This is a genomic window from Georgenia subflava (assembly GCF_009193155.1).
In the GTDB taxonomy this organism is placed as follows: Bacteria; Actinomycetota; Actinomycetes; order Actinomycetales; family Actinomycetaceae; genus Georgenia; species Georgenia subflava.
The window spans coordinates 693925-712223 of the sequence record NZ_VUKD01000003.1 but is presented as its reverse complement, the minus strand read 5'-3'; the positions used below and the strand labels follow the sequence as shown (position 1 = coordinate 712223).

The following is an 18299-nucleotide window of genomic DNA, read 5'->3' as shown; positions in this document are numbered from 1 at the left end:
CACTGCCGCCAGGGCTGGAGCCCGTCTGGCCGCGCATTACCGCCAGGGCTGAGCTGCGCGGGGCCGCCTGGTGGCGTGCCACCCGAGGCGATCTTGACCGCCCCGATCGTCGTCAGCCTTCTGCTACTCCTCGTGCGTGTCCGGGTCGCCGCCGAGTCGCTCCTGGGGCACGGACGCGATACGCGCCATCTCCTCGTCGGTGAGGGAGAAGCCGGTGAGGTCGAGGTTCTCTTGCTGCCGCGCCGGGTCGGCGGACTTCGGCAGCGGCTGTACACCGAGCTGGTGGTGCCAGCGCAGTACCGCCTGCGCGGGGCTCACGCCGCGCGCGGCGGCGATCCTGGCGATCTCCGGCCGTTCGAGCAGGCCCTTGCCGCGTCCGAGAGGCCCCCATGACTGGGTAAGGATGCCTCGATCGGCGTTGGCCGCCCGCATGTCCTCCTGCACGAACCCGGGATGCAGCTCGATCTGGTTGACCGCAGGCACCTCGCCGGTCTCGTCGATGAGCCGGTCGAGATGGGCCGCGGTGAAGTTGGAGACGCCGACGGTGCGGATCAGGCCGTCCTCGCGGAGACGGACGAGCGCCTTCCACGACTCGACGAACTTGCCCAGGCGCGGGAGCGGCCAGTGGATGAGGTAGAGGTCGAGGTACTCCAGGCCGAGTGCGGTACGGGTGGCCTCGAAGCCCCGCAGAGTCGCGTCATACCCCTGGTCCGCGCCACGGAGCTTGCTGGCGACGGCGATCTCCGAGCGGGGAACGTCGGTACCGGTGACGGCGCGCCCCACCTCCGCCTCGTTGCCGTAGGAGGCGGCGGTGTCGATGAGGCGATAGCCGGCGTCGAGAGCCGAACGGACCTGGGCGACCGCCTCGTCGCCGCGGACCCTCCACGTGCCGAAGCCGACGGCTGGGAGCGTGGTCCCGTCATTGAGGAGGAACGGTGGGAGCGAGGTCATGCTCACCATTGTGCCGGTGCTGACATCACCACCGTGCCGTGGCGCGATCGCCGTCGCGATCACTGGCCGTGGTCGAGACCCTCGGCTCCGCCGTCGGCGGCCCGCTCGGGCGGTGAGATCCACTGCCGCGCAGGCGGTGAGTTCGCTGTTGCGCGGGTGGTGAGATCCCAGTTTGTACGGGTGGCGTGACCGCTGTTGCGCGGGTGGTGAGATCGCCGTTTGGACAGGCGGCGAGATCACTGTTGAACGGATGGCGACCTCACCATCGTGCCGGCAGCGAGGGTAAGAGGGCATAATCGACGCCGACCGACAAGATCCACCCGTCGGTGCGTACCCGGCGCCAGGCGCGCCGGTCGAGACTTGCAAGGAGTGCCTGGACATCGTGACCGACCACGTGCGACTGATCGCCTTCGACCTGGACGACACGCTCGCCCCCTCGAAGTCGCCCATGCCCGAGCGCATGGGAGCCGCGCTCTCCTCGCTCCTGGACGCCGTCCCGGTCTGCATCATCTCCGGCGGCCACTTCGGTCAGTTCCGCGACCAGGTGCTGGCACACCTGGGTGCCAGCACCGAGCAGCTCTCGCGGCTCCACCTCATGCCGACCTGCGGCACCCGCTACCTGCGCCACGACGGCCAGGACTGGAAGCAGGTCTACGCGCACGACCTCACCCCGGGGGAACGTGACCGCGCGCTTGCCGCCGTCGAGGGCGAGGCTCGTCGGCTGGGGCTGTGGGAGGAGCAGACCTGGGGTGAGATCCTCGAGAACCGCGGCTCGCAGATCACGTTCTCGGCGCTCGGCCAGGAGGCCCCGCTCGAGGCGAAGAAGGCATGGGATCCCACCGGGGCGAAGAAGAGCGCGCTGCGCGACGCCGTCGCCGTGCTCCTGCCCGAGCTCGAGGTGCGCTCCGGAGGCTCGACGTCGGTGGACATCACCCGCTCGGGCGTCGACAAGGCCTACGGCATGACACGGCTGAGCGAGCAGACCGGCATCGAGCTCGCGGACATGCTGTTCATCGGCGACCGCCTCGACGTCGACGGCAACGACTACCCGGTCAAGAAGCTGGGCGTGCCGACGCACGCGGTCGTGGACTGGCGCGAGACCGCCGACGTCGTCGAGCAGATCGTGGCATCGCTGGCCGGCGCCCGAGCCTGACGCATCCGCTGGCTCTCCACTTCCTTCGGCCAGCTGACTTTCCGGTGAACGGAAGACGCGGCCGACGGTGACGCACGCCCAGCTCAAATGTCAGTGCCTCGAACTAGCGTGTGAAACATGGTCGAGGACGAGCTTGAGCGGTCGGTCGGCGGGGCGTTGACGCCGCGGTCCGGCACCGCTGCGCCCGCTGCGCGTCTTGGGAGCTCTCCGATGCCGCAGGCTGTTCCCGGTGCGGCCGTCGCCGGACCGGACGCCGAGCCGCCCGACGGGGGCGAGTGCTGCGAGCTCGCCGCGACGGGCGGTGTGTGTGAGCACATGGTTGCGGTGGTGGAGCGGGCGCGGGCGGAGGACCGGGTGGCGCTGGCGGCGCAGCTGGCAGAGCTGGAGCGTATGGACTCGCGGGAGCTGGCTGCGCTGGCTGCCGAGGGGTATCCGTTGGCGTGCGAGCTGCTCGCCGCTCCCAACCCCGGCGACACCGACGACCTCGATCTCCGAGACCCTCGCCATCGCGACGATGACCACTGCTGCGAGAACGCTGGCGATGCCGCCTCTGCACCGGGGCACCAGTCAGTCCGAGGATGCGGTCCGGTGGGCGGGCATGGTCTGGATATGCCGGTGGATGTGCTCGCGGTGCTTGAGCCGGGGCGGGCGTTGGCGGCGGAGCTGGATGGTCTGGATCTGGCCTCGTTGGACGACTACGCGTTGGTGGAGGTCCTGGCGGCGGCGCGGCGGGTGGAGTCGTGGGCGGCGTCGGTCACGGCGCGGGCGGCGGCGCAGCTCTCGCATGCGGAGGTCTTCGATCCGGCCCGGTTCGGGTCGCGGGATCCGGAGGCGGCGGCGGTGCCGGAGGAGATCGCGTTGCGGTTGGGGATCACCAAGGGGGAGAGCAAGAAGCTCATCGCCCTGGGGCGCGGGATCGAGGGCTCGTTCGGTGCGACGGGGCGGGCGTTGAGCAGCGGGCGGATCGATGCGCGTAAGGCGGCGGAGATCGTCACGACGTTGGCGCACCGGCCTGGTGCGGTGGCCTGGTTCGTCGAGCAGGAGGTGCTGGGGCAGGCCGGGGAGCAGACGGTGCACCAGCTGACGCGGGGTCTGGCCAAGGCGTTGATCGCTGTGGATGCGGAGGATGCTGCTGCTGCGCATGCGCGGGCGAGGCGGGAGCGTCATGTGACGCATCCGCGCCCGTTGCCCGATGGGATGGCGTCGATGTATGTCGTGGGGGCGGCGCAGGATCTGGTCGGTGTTGATCTGGTGCTGGACGCGGTCGCGGCGGCGGCGAAGGCCGGTGGGGATCCGCGGAGCAGGGATCAGTTGCGTGCGGATGCGTTCTTCACGTTGTCTGCGGGTGCGATGGAGAGCCGGTGGGTCGGCCAACCCCCGCGCAGTAGCACCGGCCCACCCGGTGAGACACGCCCCGGCTCCCCGCCCGGCGAGGCGCCCGACTCCGTGCCCGGCTCCGTGCCCGGCTCCGCGCCCGGTTCCGTGCCCGGTGCGGTGGCCGACTCCGTGCCCGGTGCGGCGGCTGGCGGTGGCGGTGCTGTGTCGGCGGGCGGTCTGGAGGCGGATGGTTCGGCGGCATCCGCCACGAGCGGGGTCCCGGACTGCTTGGCATCACCGGCACCGTCGACGTCGGCCGCCGCAGAGCCTGAATCTGACCCGGTTGGCAGCACCGTAGTGGTCTCGACGGGACCTGAACCCGGCGACCAGGGGACAGCTGCGCCTGCTGCCGGTGACCAGGGGACGATTGCGCCTGCTGCCGGTGATCAGGGGACGGCTGCGCCCGCTGCTGATGATCAGGGGACCGGTGCGCCTGCTGCGGGTGGCCAGGGGACGGCTGCGCCCGCTGCGGGTGACCAGGGGACGGCTGCGCCCGCTGCCGGTGACCAGGGGGTTGCTGCGCCTGTTGCCGGCGAGGACCTAGCCGTGGCCGCCTCCGATGAGGCCGGTGTGTCTTCGGTGCGGTGCTGCGGCACTGCGGACGGCGATGGCTGCGGATGCGTGGCCGCGGCGCTGGGGGTGCTGCCAGAGCTGCTTCGCCGGCTGCGTTTCGGGCCGGGGATGCGGCTGGGTGATGCGCGCACCAACCGCACCGAGATCCGCCTGGTCGTCCCGCTCTCGGTCGCCCTGCCACCGCACGAGCCCACCGGAGCCGGCACGGCCGCCGACACTGGTGGCACGCGCTTCGTCGGCGGCACCGACACCACGGTGACCGCCGGAGCGGACGGCAGCGGTACCGCCGCCGCGACAGCCGATCGCACCGACGCGGTCGATGAGGCCACCGGGGTAGCCGGCGGCGATGCCGGTGCCGCGGCGGAGAGCCCCAGTGCCCGGTTCTGGGACGATCCGCCGTTGTCGGAGGTCGCCGAGCTCGTCGGGTACGGGCCGGTCACCGCGGACGTGGCGCGGGCGATCGCTGCTGGTGGGACGTGGCGGCGGATCGTGACGGACCCGCTCTCCGGTGCGGTGCTTGATGTCGGCCGGCGCCGGTACCGGCCTCCGGCGGACCTGGCCGCGTATGTGCGTGAGCGGGACAAGACGTGTATCCGGCCCGGGTGCTCGACCCCTGCGACCAGGTGCCAGCTCGATCACACCGTGCCGGCCTCGCAGGGCGGTGCGACCAGCGCGGGGAATCTCGGTCCGGCGTGCGTGCGCGACCACAGTGTGAAGACCAACGGCCAGGCCCAGGTCACCCAGCCCGAGCCCGGCGTCTTCGAGTGGATCACCCCGACCGGGCACGCCTACCGCCGCAACATCGACGGCACCATCACCCGCCTTCCCGGCTACTACGCGACCCATGCCGGCGACCCACAATTCTGACGAGGCATGGGAGCCCGATCAGGGTATGAGGAGCGTTCGATCCTCGGGGCTCGGGGCTCGGGGCTCGGGGCTCAGGGTTCAGGGCGCAGGGTTCAGGGCGCAGGGTTCAGGTTCAGGGCTCACGGCTCAGAGCTCAGAGACAGCGTCCCGGAGCCATGCGAGGCGCGGAACCCCGTCCAACCGGCGACGTACTTGACCGGAACCATCGAGGATCAGGACGGTAGGCGTGCTCGCGATCTGCAGGCGGGCGGCGAGATCTTCGTGTCCAGCGACGTCGACCTCCACGTGGAGTACGTCCTCCATCGTGTCCGAGACCCTGGCCGCAACCGTGCGTGCCGCGCGGCAGGGCGCACAGAACGCGCTGGAGACCTGGACGATGGTCGCTCGTGCACCGAGCGCCGCGTCCGATGGCAGACCGAGGTCCGGCGGAGCCAGGACCAGCGCCGGGGCAGGGTGCGCCATGTAAGCCCTCCCGTTCCATGGTCGCCGTCCGATCACCGCCGGAGGCCCGGCAGGAGCGAGCACGTCGTGCCCCGCAGGAGAGGCAACCGCGGCCGGCGTCTGCTTCTTCCCCCGCCCGAGCCTCCACGGGAGTGGCAGGCATCACCGGGCTGATCCGTGCGTGGCCTGCGGCCGCGGCTAATCTGATTCTCGTCCTTCTCCCACCGATCAGGAGCCCAGTGTGACCCGACGCGCGCGATGGACCTCCGGTCGTCCGCAGCTCGGCGCACTGGCCTGGCCCACTGCCCTTCGCGCCGCTCTTGCCATCGGGATACCGCTGACCTCGCTGACCCTGGCGGGGCACCACGACTTCGGACTCATGACGTCGACGGGCGCCTTCACGGTTCTCTACGGCGCGGGGCGTCCCGCCCGGAGCCGGCTGCGACTCCTCCTGGCTGTCGCAGGCGGGCTCGTCCTCGCATCCGCGCTCGGAGCCTTCACCGCGGGCATCGGGTGGGCCGCGATCGTCCTGCTCACCGCGGTCGGGGCCGTCGCGACGTTCGCGTGCCACGCACTTCGCGTGGGCGTCCCTGGTGCCTTCTTCTTCGTGATGGTCGCCGGTGTCGCGGGCTACATCCCGTCCAACGGAGACATCAGCCCCGCGATGATGGTCGCCGCCACGGCGATCGGTGCCGGCTGCGCCGTCCCCATCGCGCTGGCGGATCTCCTCGGCAGACCCGATCGTCCACAGGAGCGTGCCGTCACCGCCGCCGAGTCAGCAGTGGACGACTTCCTCCGGATGGACCGGTACGACTCGGACGCGGTGGACCGCTCTCGGCTCGCCGGCCGCACCCTGCACGACGCGTGGGAGGTGCTCTGGGCAGCGGGGGATACAACGTCAGACCGCCCGGGCGCCGTCGCACGCGTCAGCCGGCTCGACCAGGCGCACCGTTCCTATGCCGGCCACCTCCTCCCCGGTGCCTCGCCAGACCCTGACCTGGCCGCCGAGCCCGCCGAGGTACCTCTCGGCCTCCCGAGCGCGTGGCGCATGCTCCGGCGCGGCATGCGCCGCCCCACCGTCGCGCTGGACGCCGCGGTGCGGGTCGCCGTCGGCATCGTCGTCGCCGGCCTGATCGCTCTGACGATCTCCACCGACCACATGTACTGGGCGATGATGGTCGCGGCCCTCGTCCTCTACCAGGGGCTGGACCGGCGCCGTTCACTCATCCGGGCTCGCAACCGGTTCGTCGGCACGGTGATCGGCGTCGGCCTCTTCTGGCTCGTCGCGGTCGCAGACCCGGGTCAGTGGGCCGTCGTCGTGCTGATCGTCGTGCTTCAGGGCACGATCGAGCTCGCCGTCCCGCGCAACTACGCCGTGGCCGTCACCTTCATCACCCCGCTGGCACTGACGATCGGTTCTGCGGGTGGCGGCGGGGATCTCGGGGCCCTCATCACCGAGCGGCTCCTCGACACCGTCATCGGCCTGGTGGTCGCCGTCGTCGTGCTGCTGACCCTCGGGCGGGCGAGCCCGGTACCGATGCTCGCCTCGTACGTCTCCCTCGTGCTCGAGTCCTGCGGCGACGCCCTGGACCACGTCGGAGCCGGGACGGCGACCCGACCCGCGGGCCGGGTCGCCCAGCGCGAGCTGGCGTTGGACATGCAGGACCTCGCCTCCGTCACGACCCGTGCGGTGGCGGACGACCCGGAGCGGGTCGAGCCGTGGATCGAGGCCCGCGAGTCCACGGCCTGGCTCGGCCTCACCGTCCTCGCCAGGTGCGCGGCCGCGACCGGCCCGGCCGACGGCGTGGGTGGTGCCAGCTGGGCGGCGCGGGCATTCGCCGCCACCGCGCGGCGTGGCGCGCCTCCGGATCACCTCGCCCTCAACAACCTGCGAGCGTTGATCCACTAGCCACGGTGATCCGGTAGTCGCACATCCCGCCGCACGGGCACACAGCGCACGCCGGTCACCGGGCCCGTACGGTGGATCACCGAACACTGACCACGACCTCGAGGAGTCTTCGTGAGACGCCGCGCCGCGCTGCTGCTCGCACCGGTGGCTGCCGTCCTGGCGCTGGTGAGCTGCACCGCCGACCCGGGCGACGGGACAGAGGCGAAGACGGAGACGGAGTCCGAGTCAGCGACCACGCCGACGCCCACGGCGCTGGTCAGCGAGCCGATCGCTCCCGCCGAGCCGGCAGTCCTGGGGACAGACGACCCTGTCCAGCTCGCCGCCGACGCGAGCCGTAGCTTCTTCGCCGACGCACCCGTCGTCGTCCTCGCCGCACCCGCTGAGGTGCTGCACGGAGCGTCGGTCGCTCTCACTCTCGGGGTGCCGCTGCTCGTGGGGGAGGCCGGCGACACCGGAGAGCCCGACGCCGAGCCGAGCGTGACCGACGGAGCCGCACCGAGCGATGCCGCGAGCGGCGACCCTACTGCCGAGCCGCTGCCCGGCCCGGTCGGTGCCGAGCTCGAACGTCTCGGTGCCGAGACGGTCCTGGCAGTCGGTGACGTGACCCTGCCCGACGGCGCGCCGGACGTCGACGTGGTCCAGGCGCCCGACGGCGACAGGGCCCTGGCGGACATGCTCGACGCCCATGCCGGCGTCGACCTCGAGGTCACGGCGGTCGCGCCCGGGCAGGAGATCACGATGCTGGCATCCGTCGCCCCGGGAGCCCCGGTGCTGCTGACGCCCGAGGCCGCCGACCCGACGCCCGCACCGTCTGAGACACCGGGCAGCGGAAGTGGCGAGAGCGCGAACGGTGGGACGCAGAGCGCCACCCCGGACTCCGCCGCCACGGGTAGCTCCCGTCCCGAGGCCGCCCCCGAGTCGGCCGACGCGACGGAGCGGCGCCTGCCCCCGACAGAGCGACCCGACCCGGCGGCCGACGGCGTCCTCGTCCTGAGCTCCGGCGACCCGAGCCAGGCCGGTGCCGTGGCCAACGCCCGGACCGCAGGCGCCGTCGTCCAGGTCGTACCCTCCGGCGACCCGCGTGCGACCGCGGCCAGTGTCGAGGCGACCGCCGCAGCGACGCCCGAGGTCGTCGTGGGCCTCGGCACCGTCTTCGGTGACGCCGAGACCCTCGCCTGGCGCACCAGCACCGCGGCGACCGGCACGCAGCTGCCCGGCGGCGGCCAGCTGGTGCTGCCGGGCAAGACGTACGTCGCGCTGTACGGCAACCCCTCAGGCCCCGCGCTCGGGGTGCTCGGCGAGCAGGACGCGCCCGCCACGATCGAGCGCGCCGCCGCGCACGCGGAGCCGTACCGGGCGCTCACCGACAGCACGGTCGTCCCGGCGCTCGAGATCATCGCGACGGTGGCCTCGGCCGGGGCGGGCGACGACGGCAACTACTCCGCCGAGGCGCCGGTCGAGCAGCTGCGGCCGCTGATCGACCTCGCCCACGAGCACGGGCAGTACGTGGTGCTCGACCTCCAGCCCGGCCGCACCGACTTCCTCACCCAGGCGAAACGCTACGAGGAGCTCCTCCGGCTGCCCAACGTCGGTCTCGCGCTGGACCCGGAGTGGCGCCTTCGTCCCGACCAGGTCCACCTGCGCCAGATCGGCCAGGTCGACGTCGCGGAGGTCAACCAGGTCGTCACCTGGCTCGCGGACCTCACACGGGCGAACAACCTCCCGCAGAAGGTGCTGATCCTCCACCAGTTCCAGGTGCGGATGATCCCCGGCGTCAACGAGGTCGACCAGAGCCGCTCGGAGCTCGCCGTCGTCGTCCATGTCGACGGGCAGGGGTCCCAGGGTGCCAAGCAGGCCACCTGGCGCACCCTTCACGCGAACGCACCGAACGTGGCGTGGTGGGGCTGGAAGAACTTCTACGACGAGGACGTCCCGATGCTCACCCCCGAGCAGACCATGCAGGTGGAGCCGCGGCCCGCCTTCGTCAGCTACCAGTAGCCGCCCGGCAATCTGGTGACAGGGGTGCCCGCAGCGAGCCGGATGGGCCACGGCGCCTTCAGGCCGGCGGGGCTCAGCCGCGCATCTGCGCCGCCGTGTGCGCAGGCTCCACGCGCTCGCCCTCGCGCACCGGCCCGGGCTCCGTGCCGTCGCCGAAGGGGCGCCCGCCCAGCGCCTCGCGCCCGTGCGCCGTCAGCCAGCCGGACAGGTCCGGCCCCTTGGGCACGATCTGCGTGGGATTGATGTCGGTGTGGACGACGTAGTAGTGCTCCTTGATCTGCTGGAAGTCGATCGTGTCGCCGAACCCAGGCGTCTGGAACAGGTCCCGTGCGTAGCCCCACAGCGCCGGCATCTCGACGAGCTTGTTGCGGTTGCACTTGAAGTGGCCGTGGTAGACGGCGTCGAACCGGGCGAGCGTGGTGAACAGCCGCACGTCGGCCTCGGTGATGGTGTCGCCGACGAGGTACCGCCGCTCGGTGAGCCGCTCCTCGAGCCAGTCGAGCGCGGAGAAGAGACGGTCGTAGGCCCGGTCGTAGGCGCGCTGCGACCCGGCGAAGCCGCACCGGTACACGCCGTTGTTCACGTCGGCGAAGACCCGCTTGTTGACCTCGTCGATCTCCTCCCGCAGGTGCTCGGGGTAGAGGTCCGGCGCGCCGTCACGGTGGAACGCCGTCCACTCCCCGGAGAGGTCGAGCGTCATCTGCGCGAAGTCGTTCGTCACGACCGCGCCGGTGGGCACGTCCACGATCGCCGGGACCGTGATTCCCCGCGGATAGTTGGGGTCGCGGCGGAAGTAGGCCTCCTGCAGCCGCTCGATCCCGAGGACGGGGTCCTTGCCGCCGTCGTCGAGGTCGAAGGTCCAGGACCGCTCGTCGTGCGTGGGCCCGGGCAGACCGAGCGAGATGGCGTCCTCCAGCCCCAGGAGCCGCCGCACGATGATGGTGCGGTTGGCCCAGGGGCACGCGCGGGCGGCGACGAGCCGGTAGCGGTCCGCCTCGACCGGGTAGCCGTCGCGACCGTCCTCCGTGATGCGGGTGGTGATGTACCGGGTGTCGCGGGTGAACTCCTTGCCCTTGGTCGTGTACCGCCCGCCCTCGGTGTGCTCCGGGTGCTCGGCCTGCTCGGCCTGCTCGGCCTGCTCGGCCTGCTCGGCCTGCTCGGCCTGCTCGGTGTCGTGCTCGGTCATGCCAGCTCCTCCGCAGTGGTTGACAGCTCGATCGGCGCGTCGGGTGCCGCGCTCAGAAACGCTCCGCCCTCTCCCGCACCCCGCGCTCGGCGGAGTAGACCTCGTTCCCGGAGATGAACACGCGTTCCGCCCGGGAGAACATGTCCAGCGGGTCGCCCGACCATACGACGACGTCCCCGTCCAGTCCCTTGCGCAGCGCTCCTACCCGGTGGTCCAGCCCCAGCATCGACGCGGGGTTGACCGTGAGGGCACGGATCGCGACATCCCGGTCGAGGCCCTCCTTGACGGCGAACGACGCCTGGTGCACCAGAAAGTTGATCGGCACCACCGGGTGGTCGGTGGTGATGGCCACCCGCACCCCGGCCCGAGCCAGACGACCGAGGTTCGCGATCGACCGGTCCCGCAGCTCGACCTTCGAGCGCGAGGTGATCAGCGGACCGAAGATCACGGGTACGTCCTTCTCGGCGAGCACGTCGGCGATCTTCGCGCCGTCGGTGCCGTGGTTGACGACCAGCCGGTAGCCGAACTCCTCGGCGAGGCGCAGGGCGGTCGCGATGTCGTCGTGACGGTGCGTGTGCTGGTCCCACACCAGCTCGCCGTCGAGGACACGCACGAGAGTCTCCAGAGCCAGGTCGCGTTCGAACGGCTCGCGCTCGGCGGCGGCGTGGGCCCGCGCCTCGGCGTAGTCCTGAGCGGCCACGAACGCCTCGCGGATCACCTTGGCCACCCCGAGCCTGGTCGACGGCGTCTGGCTCTTCTCGCCGTACACGCGCTTCGGGTTCTCGCCCAGGGCCGACTTGACGGACACCGCCGCCCGGATCACCTGCTCGTCCACGGTGCGGCCGCCCCAGGTCTTGATCGCCACGGTCTGCCCGCCGATCGGGTTGCCGGAGCCGGGCTTGACGACGGCGGAGGTCACCCCGCCCTCGAGCGCGTCGCGGAATCCGTCCTCGTCGATGTTGATGGCGTCCAGCGCACGGACCGCCGCCATGTTCGGACCGGTCATCTCGTTCACGTCGGCGCCCGCCCAGCCGACCCCCTCCTCGGTGACACCCAGGTGGGCGTGGGCCTCGACGAAGCCGGGCAGCACCCACCGCCCGGTCGCGTCCACCACGGGCACGTCCGCCGGCACGTCGACGTCCCGGCCGACGTCGACGATCACGCCGTCGCGGACGAGGACGGTGCCCTGCTCGACGGGGTCGCCGTCGACGGGGACGACGTAGCCACCGACGACGGCGACGCTGCCGCCGGCCGGTCGGGGAGCCGCGGGTCGGGGTGCGGGGGAATCGGTCATCTGGCCATCCTCTCGCGCGGTCGGGCGCCGCGCGCCCTGGCGTGTGGTGGGCCCGCGCCGGGTGGGACGCAGCGCAAGGCGACGGCGCGAGGGACGGCCCGAGCCGACGGCGCGAGGCGTGGCCTCGGGCGTGGTGCGGGTGTGCGCCGTCGCCGGTGCTGGCAGGCTGGGTGTGCACGCAGGCCATGACCGGAGGAACCATGAGCGACCCGACCGGACCCGAGACCCCCGCCCGGCCGTCCCGCGACGAGGACCCGGCCGTCGGGGGCTCCGGGCGCGAGCGACGCGCCCTCGGGCGGACCGGCCGACGAGGCGGCGGCAGACGCGGGGACGACGACGCAGCCGTGGTCGCGCCGAACTCCGGCGCGCTGCTCGCCGACGGTCTGACGTCCACCGGGCGCAAGGGCAACCCGGTCGCCTGGACCGCGCTGCTGGTCGCCGCCGTCCTCACCGTCTGGCAGGCGGTCTATGCCCTCAGCGTCCAGGGCGTCTCGACGGCGAGCCAGGACGTCTACACCTCGGTGTCCCTCTTCGTCTCCCTGGTGCTCGGCCTCTCGGCGGCCGTGCTGGGGGTGGTCGGGATCGCCCAGCGGCGCCACCCGCGCTGGCCCGCCCTCGTCGGGCTGGCCGTCGGGCTCAACGTGTTCCTGGTGAGCGTGTTCTCGTGGATCGGCGGCTTGATGAACACCGGAACCTGACCGACGTCGGTCAGGGAACGGGCCAGGTGTGCACCGGCTCGTTGGCGTGCATGTGCTGGACGTACTCGCCGAGCATCGCGGTGAGTGCCTCGCGCCGGTCCATGCCGCGCGCCTCGAACGACTCGGTGGCGGCGACCTGCCAGCTCGCCCCGTTGACCCGCAGCTTCGCGCGACCCTCGGCGATCGAGAGGTACCGGTCGGCGACGTCGGTGGCCACCCCGAGCCGCTCGAGGCCCCGCTGGGCCGCCGGCAGCAAGGTCCGCAGCACCAGCTCGTCCCAGTCGACGTGCCCCGATCCTGGCCAGTACAGACGTGCCTCTGCGCCGTCGCGGGCACCGGTGCGGAAGTTCTCCCGCGCCGCCTCGAAGCTCATCCGGGACCAGATCGGCCGCTCGTCCTCCACCATGTCCACCGCGACCCCGTAGAAGAACGCCGCGTTGGCGACCACGTCCACGACCGAGGGGCCCGACGGGAGCACCCGGTTCTCGACCCGCAGGTGCGGCCGGCCGTCGGAGACGTCGTAGATCGGCCGGTTCCAGCGGTAGATCGTCCCGTTGTGCAGGCGCAGCTCGGCCAGCGCCGGGGTGCCACCGGCGTCGAGCACCTCGAAGGGGTCCTCCTGGGACGTCTCCGGCAGCAGCGCCGGGTAGTAGCGCACGTTCTCCTCGAAGAGGTCGAAGATGGAGTTGATCCACCTGTCGCCGAAGGGCACCAGCGGACGCACGCCCTGGTTCCGCAGCTCCGGCGGCCGGGTGTCCGTGGCCTGCAGGAACAGCTCCGTGCGGGTCTCGGCCATGAGCCGCCGACCGAAGAGGTAGGGGGAGTTGGCGCCCAGGGCGAGCTGTGGGCCGGCCAGGACCTGGGCGGCGTTCCAGTACCTGGCGAAGCTGCTCGGTCGTACCTGGAGGTGGAGCTGCACGGAGGTGCAGGCCGCCTCCACGGCGATGGTGTCGGTGGTCATCTGGAGCCGTTCCGGGCCCGGGATGTCCAGGACGACGTCCTCCCGGCGCGCCGCCAGCACCGCTTCGTCGAGCAGCCGGTAGCGGTCGTTGTCGGAGAACCAGGAGCGTCCCGGCTCCGGCGCGGGGAGCGTGGGCAGGACGCCGACCATGACGATGCCGGCGCCGACGTCCCCCGCCCGGTCGCGGGCGCGGTTGAGGTTCTTGCGCAGCGCCGCCTCCAGCTGCCGCAGGGACTGCCCGTCGATACGCCGCGGCTCCACGTTCAGCTCGATGTTGAAGCGTCCGAGCTCCGTCTGGTAGCGCCAGTCGTCGATGTGCTCGAGCACCTCGACGTTCTTCATCGAGGGCTGCAGGTCCGCGTCGACGAGGTTGAGCTCGATCTCCAGACCGGTACGCCACTCGTCCTCCACGAAGGCACCCGTGTCGAGCATCCGCTCCAGCGCGTCCAGGCAGCGCCGCACCGCGCGGCGGTATCTGGTGTGGTCGGCGCGCGTGTACCCCTTCGACTTGACGTCCTCGCCCATGGGGCCTCCCGCTCGGTCGGTCGAGCGCCCCGGCAGTCGGTGCGCGACACCAGCATGCGTGGACACAAGGTCTCATGCACCCCGGTGCGTGGTGGAGTGAATGCCGTCCCGGTGTCGGCACCGCGCCGTGTGCGTCGGACGGGCGCGTCGGGGCCCGGCTCGGGAGACAATGACCGCGATGCAGATGCCAGAAGAGCGACCGCCCCGGCGTCGTTGGGCGTGGTGGCACCGCCAGACCCCGACCACCCGACGGACCCTGCGGACCGCGGCGACCCTCCTGGTGACGGGGCTGGTCGCGGCCGCCCTCGGCGTGACGACCGCCAGCACACACTCGTCGCTCGGGCCGCACGCGGCGGACTACTCCGTCACCCTCGACCGGCAGGTCGCTCTCCAGATGGGGCCGCTCGGTGCGATCATCATCGACTCCCCGCTGCCGTGGCCGCTCGGCGCAGAGGTCGTCGTCCGTGAGATCCCCGCCGACCTCGAGACAGGCGGGTCGCCCCTGCCCGGGCTGCTCGCCGACCTGCAGTCCTACGGCCAGCTCTTCGGCTCGCCCGAGGCGGCACTGACCGACGCCGTCCAGGGACTGGTCAGCGACGCGCTCGGCCGCACCGCGGTGGCCTGGTCGGTGATGCTCGTCCTCCTGGCCACGGGCCGGCTCGCCTCCCGCGGGCGGCTGCGCGACGAGATCAAGGCTGCCCTGGCCCGGCCGGGCGTCCCCGCCCTCGTGATCGCCCTCGTGGTGAGCGGCACCGCCGCCGTCGCGGTGCCCGCGATGCGGCAGGACCGCCCGGTCGGCTACAGCCCGGCCGTGCTCGACGGCACGCCGCTCGAAGGTGCCCGCATCACCGGCCGGCTCGCCGACGTCGTCGCGGTCTACGGACAGGTGGTCAAGGACTACTACGAGGAGAACGAGGCCTTCTACAACCTCGCGTCCGCCAACCTGGCCGCTGCCTACGCGGCCGACACCCTCGGCCCCGACGTCGCCGCGGTTCCCTCGCCGCAGACGCAGGAGACGGCAGAGCCAGGTGAGGGTCCGACGGCGCAGGAAGCACCCGGCGGGCAGGCGAGCCCCGGGACGGGGGACGAGGCCGACGACGCGTCGTCGGTCGGCGGCGGGAGCGCCGCGCCGGGAGGTGCGCCGTCAGCGGCGCCGGACCCGGCAGCCGAACCGGAGCGGGCGGCAGGACCGGACCCGGCAGCCGAACCGGAGCCGGCGGCGTCGGCTGGGACGACGCCTGAGGCGGGGACGACGCCGGAGGCGGGGGTGCCGTCGGACGCACCGTCGACGGCGGACGAAGCCTCGGCGGCGGAGACCGGTTCGTCGGTGGAGGCAGGGACGACGGGGCCGGACCAGGCGGCAGCAGGTGCGCCCACGGACGACGTCGCGGAGCCGGACCCGATGACCTTCCTGTTCGTGTCCGACCTTCACTGCAACGTCGGGATGAGCAAGGTGATCGCGACGGCCCTGGACGTCACCGGAGCGGCGGCGCTGCTCGACGGCGGCGACACCGTGGTGAGCGGTACCTCCGTCGAGTCGTACTGCATCAACGCCTTCGCCGGCGCCGTGCCCGGCGACATCCCCGTGGTGGTCTCGACCGGCAACCACGACTCGGTCATCACCGCCCAGCAGGAGCGTGACGCCGGCTGGACCGTGCTCGGTGGCGAGGTCGTCGACGTCGGCGGCGTGAGCATCCTCGGCGACACCGACCCCACGCTCACGGCTGTCGGTGCCGGCACGCGGCCGGAGCGGGACGAGACCGTGCCGGAGATGGAGGCGCGCCTGGCAGAGACTGCCTGCGCCGCCACCGAGGACGGCTCCCCGGTCGACATCCTGCTGGTCCACAACCCGCGCGCCGGGGGCGCGACCCTCGAGCAGGGCTGTGCACGGCTCCAGCTCTCGGGGCACTGGCACCGCACGGTCGGGCCGCTGGTCGAGGGCCTCGGCGTGCGGTACGTGAGCACCTCGACCGGTGGCGGCGCGGGCGGCGGGGCGACCGTCGGACCGCTGACCGGCGACGCCGAGCTCACCGTCCTGCGTGTGGACCGCACCACCGGCGAACCGATGGACTACCGACGCATCCTCGTCCGCACCGACGCCTCGGTCGAGCTCGGCCGCTGGTACACCTTCCCGACCGTGGACCTCGACTCCTCCGGCGGAGCGTCCGACGACCCGACCGGTGCGGGGGACGATCCGTCTCCGCTCGACACGGATGGCACTGACGGTGCGGCGGCGCGTCCGGAGGACTCCCCGGACGGATGAGCCACGGCGGGGCCGGATGGCCCCATACTGCTCTGGGCACCACCACGGGAGGACACATGAGCTCGCACGACCCGTCGACCCACGTCGGCGAGACTCCCGCGCCGGACCGCGGCGCGGACGACGGCACCCGCGACGACCGCACCGACGACAATCTCGTCGACGACGATCTCGGCGACGACGACCTCACCGACGAAGAGATCGAGGCAGAGCTCGCCGCGCTCGACAGCACCCGTCCGAGCGCCCACCAGCAGGCCGGCGGTGCACCGCGCGAGCTCGCCTGGGTCCTGATCGTCAGCGGCCTGCTCGGGGTGTGGGCGGCCGTCGAGCTCGTCCTGTCCGAGATCAAGGTGGCCGGCGACCCGAACGCCGCCCTCGCCTGTGACTTCAACCCGCTCATCGGTTGCGGCAGCTTCATCACCACCTGGCAGGCGCACGCGCTCGGGATCCCGAACGCCGTCGTCGGCACCGTGGCGTTCGCCGCGCTGCTGACCGTCGGCGTGATGCTGCTCTCGGGGGCACGGCCGGCGCGGTGGTTCTGGGTGGCGCTCACCGCCGGGGCGACCGGGGCGATCGTCGCGGTGTTCTGGTTCCAGTACCAGGCGTTCTTCAGCATCGAGATGCTCTGCCCGTACTGCCTCGTCGTCTGGTTCGTCACCATCCCGACGTTCGTCAACGTCCTGGCACGCAGCGTGCAGGCCGGTCACCTGCCCGCCGGGGACCGCCTGCGGCGTGTCCTCGTGGCCGACCGGTGGCTGATCGTCGCCGTCTGGTACGTCGTCGTGATCGTCGCCGCAGCGGTGATCTTCTGGGACCAGTGGCTCCTGGTGCTCGCCTGAGCGCACCCGGTCGGCCCGAGCGCAGCGGGTCGGCCGAGCTCAGCCCAGGTCGGCCGAACTCAGCCTGGCCGGCACGTTGGCCTCGTGGCCTGCGTCGCGCAGCGCCTGCCGCACGCGCTCGGCGGCCGCATCGAGCTTCTCAGCGGGCTCGTCGTGGCGAGCGTTGTCGAAACGCAACGACGCCTCGTCCCAGGCGGGCAGCACGTGAAGGTGCAGGTGCGGCACCTCGAACCCTGCCACCAGCACCGCCGCGCGGGGTGAGTCGAACGCCGACTGCTGCGCCCTGCCCACCGTGCGTGCCACGACCGCGAGGTGGGCGACCAGCGCATCGTCGGCGTCGGTGAACTGGTCGACCTCGTCACGCGGGACCACGAGGACGTGACCGTCCGTGATCGGTGCGATGGTGGCGAAGGCAACGCAGGCCTCGTCCGCCCACACGAACCGGCCGGGGATCTCGCCGTCGATGATCTTGGTGAAGACCGTGCTCATGCCCACATCCTGGCACGTGTGCGCATGCCCGGCCGTACCTCAGTCCGCGCGCGGTGCGGCGATCTGGGCGGCCAGGTGGCCGCCGCCGTAGCCGTTGTCGATGTTCACCACGCCGACGCCGGGGGCGCAGGCGTTGAGCATCGTCAGCAGCGGCGCCAGTCCGTCGAACGCCGCGCCGTAGCCCACCGAGGTCGGCACCGCGACCACCGGCGCGGAGACGAGACCCGCGACCACGCCCGGCAGGGCGCCGTCCATGCCGGCGACGACGATCACCGCGGCGGCGGACCGCAGCGTCTCCGTGCGGGCGAGGATGCGGTGAAGCCCGGCGACCCCGACGTCCACGACGAGCTCGGTGCGTCGCCCGAGGTAGCGGGCGGTCAGCTCGGCCTCGCGCGCCACGGGCAGGTCGGAGGTGCCGGCGCAGGCCACGACCACCAGGCCGCCCGTGGGGCGCGGGGGAGTCGCCGGCCACGCCAGCAGCTGGGCCTCGGGCTCGTGCATTGCGTCCGGCAGCACCGCCAGGACCGCCTCGGCCCGCTCGGCGTCGGCCCGGGTGAAGAGCGTGACCGGCACGTCCTCGGCCGGCACGCCGGCGTACCGCTCGGCCAGCGCGGTGGCGATGGCCCGCAGCTGGGCCGGCGACTTGCCCTGGCAGAAGACCGCCTCCGGGTAGCCCCGGCGCCTAGCGCGGTCGTGGTCCAGCTCGGCTATGCCGTCGACGGCGATGTCGCGGGCCACCGCCTCGGCGGTACCGCCGTCGGCCAGGTCCTCGGCGATG

General features: G+C 72.4%; 14 protein-coding genes. 7 read left to right on the top strand and 7 right to left on the bottom strand.

Going from position 1 to position 18299, the window contains the following annotated elements; all coding sequences use genetic code 11:
* Nucleotides 1-123 precede the first annotated feature (123 nt).
* Nucleotides 124-951 carry an aldo/keto reductase gene (locus GD748_RS13160; RefSeq protein ID WP_152195612.1) on the bottom strand — a complete coding sequence of 276 codons (828 nt, stop codon included), beginning with the start codon at nucleotides 949-951 and terminating at the stop codon, nucleotides 124-126.
* A 382-nt stretch (nucleotides 952-1333) separates the two neighbouring features.
* Between GD748_RS13160 and GD748_RS13155 the strand changes: the two genes are divergently transcribed.
* Nucleotides 1334-2104, top strand: coding sequence for an HAD-IIB family hydrolase (locus GD748_RS13155; RefSeq protein WP_226921304.1), 771 nt, complete (start codon nucleotides 1334-1336; stop codon nucleotides 2102-2104).
* Nucleotides 2105-2221: 117 nt separating this feature from the next.
* The gene (locus GD748_RS13150) at nucleotides 2222-4921 is read left to right on the top strand and encodes a DUF222 domain-containing protein (RefSeq protein WP_152195611.1); all 2700 of its coding nucleotides are present in this window, start codon (nucleotides 2222-2224) and stop codon (nucleotides 4919-4921) included.
* Between the two features lie 126 nt (nucleotides 4922-5047).
* Here GD748_RS13150 and GD748_RS13145 read toward each other — a convergent pair whose 3' ends face one another.
* Nucleotides 5048-5383, bottom strand: a complete 336-nt coding sequence (locus GD748_RS13145) for a thioredoxin family protein (protein WP_152195610.1) — start codon at nucleotides 5381-5383, stop codon at nucleotides 5048-5050.
* A 220-nt stretch (nucleotides 5384-5603) separates the two neighbouring features.
* Between GD748_RS13145 and GD748_RS13140 the strand changes: the two genes are divergently transcribed.
* Complete coding sequence (locus tag GD748_RS13140) at nucleotides 5604-7271, top strand: FUSC family protein (RefSeq protein ID WP_152195609.1); 1668 nt, start codon at nucleotides 5604-5606, stop codon at nucleotides 7269-7271.
* 111 nt (nucleotides 7272-7382) lie between these two features.
* Nucleotides 7383-9269 carry a hypothetical protein gene (locus tag GD748_RS19550; protein ID WP_193312937.1) on the top strand — a complete coding sequence of 629 codons (1887 nt, stop codon included), beginning with the start codon at nucleotides 7383-7385 and terminating at the stop codon, nucleotides 9267-9269.
* Nucleotides 9270-9342: 73 nt separating this feature from the next.
* Here the strand turns inward: GD748_RS19550 and GD748_RS13125 are convergent, their stop codons facing one another.
* On the bottom strand, nucleotides 9343-10455 hold the full coding sequence (locus GD748_RS13125) for a glutathione S-transferase family protein (protein ID WP_152195607.1): 1113 nt from the start codon (nucleotides 10453-10455) through the stop codon (nucleotides 9343-9345).
* Nucleotides 10456-10507: 52 nt separating this feature from the next.
* Nucleotides 10508-11749, bottom strand: coding sequence for an amidohydrolase (locus GD748_RS13120; RefSeq protein ID WP_152195606.1), 1242 nt, complete (start codon nucleotides 11747-11749; stop codon nucleotides 10508-10510).
* A gap of 200 nt (nucleotides 11750-11949) precedes the next feature.
* Here GD748_RS13120 and GD748_RS13115 point away from each other — a divergent pair, with 200 nt between their 5' ends.
* On the top strand, nucleotides 11950-12447 hold the full coding sequence (locus tag GD748_RS13115) for a hypothetical protein (protein ID WP_152195605.1): 498 nt from the start codon (nucleotides 11950-11952) through the stop codon (nucleotides 12445-12447).
* Between the two features lie 10 nt (nucleotides 12448-12457).
* On the opposite strand, the gene GD748_RS13110 is transcribed toward GD748_RS13115, so the two are convergent.
* Nucleotides 12458-13933: a glutamate-cysteine ligase family protein gene (locus GD748_RS13110; RefSeq protein ID WP_152195604.1), complete on the bottom strand. Its 1476-nt coding sequence runs from the start codon at nucleotides 13931-13933 to the stop codon at nucleotides 12458-12460.
* A gap of 178 nt (nucleotides 13934-14111) precedes the next feature.
* Here GD748_RS13110 and GD748_RS13105 point away from each other — a divergent pair, with 178 nt between their 5' ends.
* Nucleotides 14112-16196 (top strand): metallophosphoesterase family protein, encoded by a 2085-nt coding sequence (locus GD748_RS13105; protein WP_152815723.1) that lies wholly within the window; start codon nucleotides 14112-14114, stop codon nucleotides 16194-16196.
* A gap of 56 nt (nucleotides 16197-16252) precedes the next feature.
* Nucleotides 16253-17032 (top strand): vitamin K epoxide reductase family protein, encoded by a 780-nt coding sequence (locus GD748_RS13100; RefSeq protein WP_193312936.1) that lies wholly within the window; start codon nucleotides 16253-16255, stop codon nucleotides 17030-17032.
* 39 nt (nucleotides 17033-17071) lie between these two features.
* On the opposite strand, the gene GD748_RS13095 is transcribed toward GD748_RS13100, so the two are convergent.
* Together GD748_RS13095 and larB are read right to left on the bottom strand one after the other, a co-directional pair.
* Nucleotides 17072-17521 carry an HIT family protein gene (locus GD748_RS13095; RefSeq protein ID WP_152195601.1) on the bottom strand — a complete coding sequence of 150 codons (450 nt, stop codon included), beginning with the start codon at nucleotides 17519-17521 and terminating at the stop codon, nucleotides 17072-17074.
* 39 nt (nucleotides 17522-17560) lie between these two features.
* Nucleotides 17561-18286, bottom strand: coding sequence for a nickel pincer cofactor biosynthesis protein LarB (gene larB / locus GD748_RS13090; protein ID WP_152815726.1), 726 nt, complete (start codon nucleotides 18284-18286; stop codon nucleotides 17561-17563).
* Nucleotides 18287-18299: the final 13 nt, after the last annotated feature.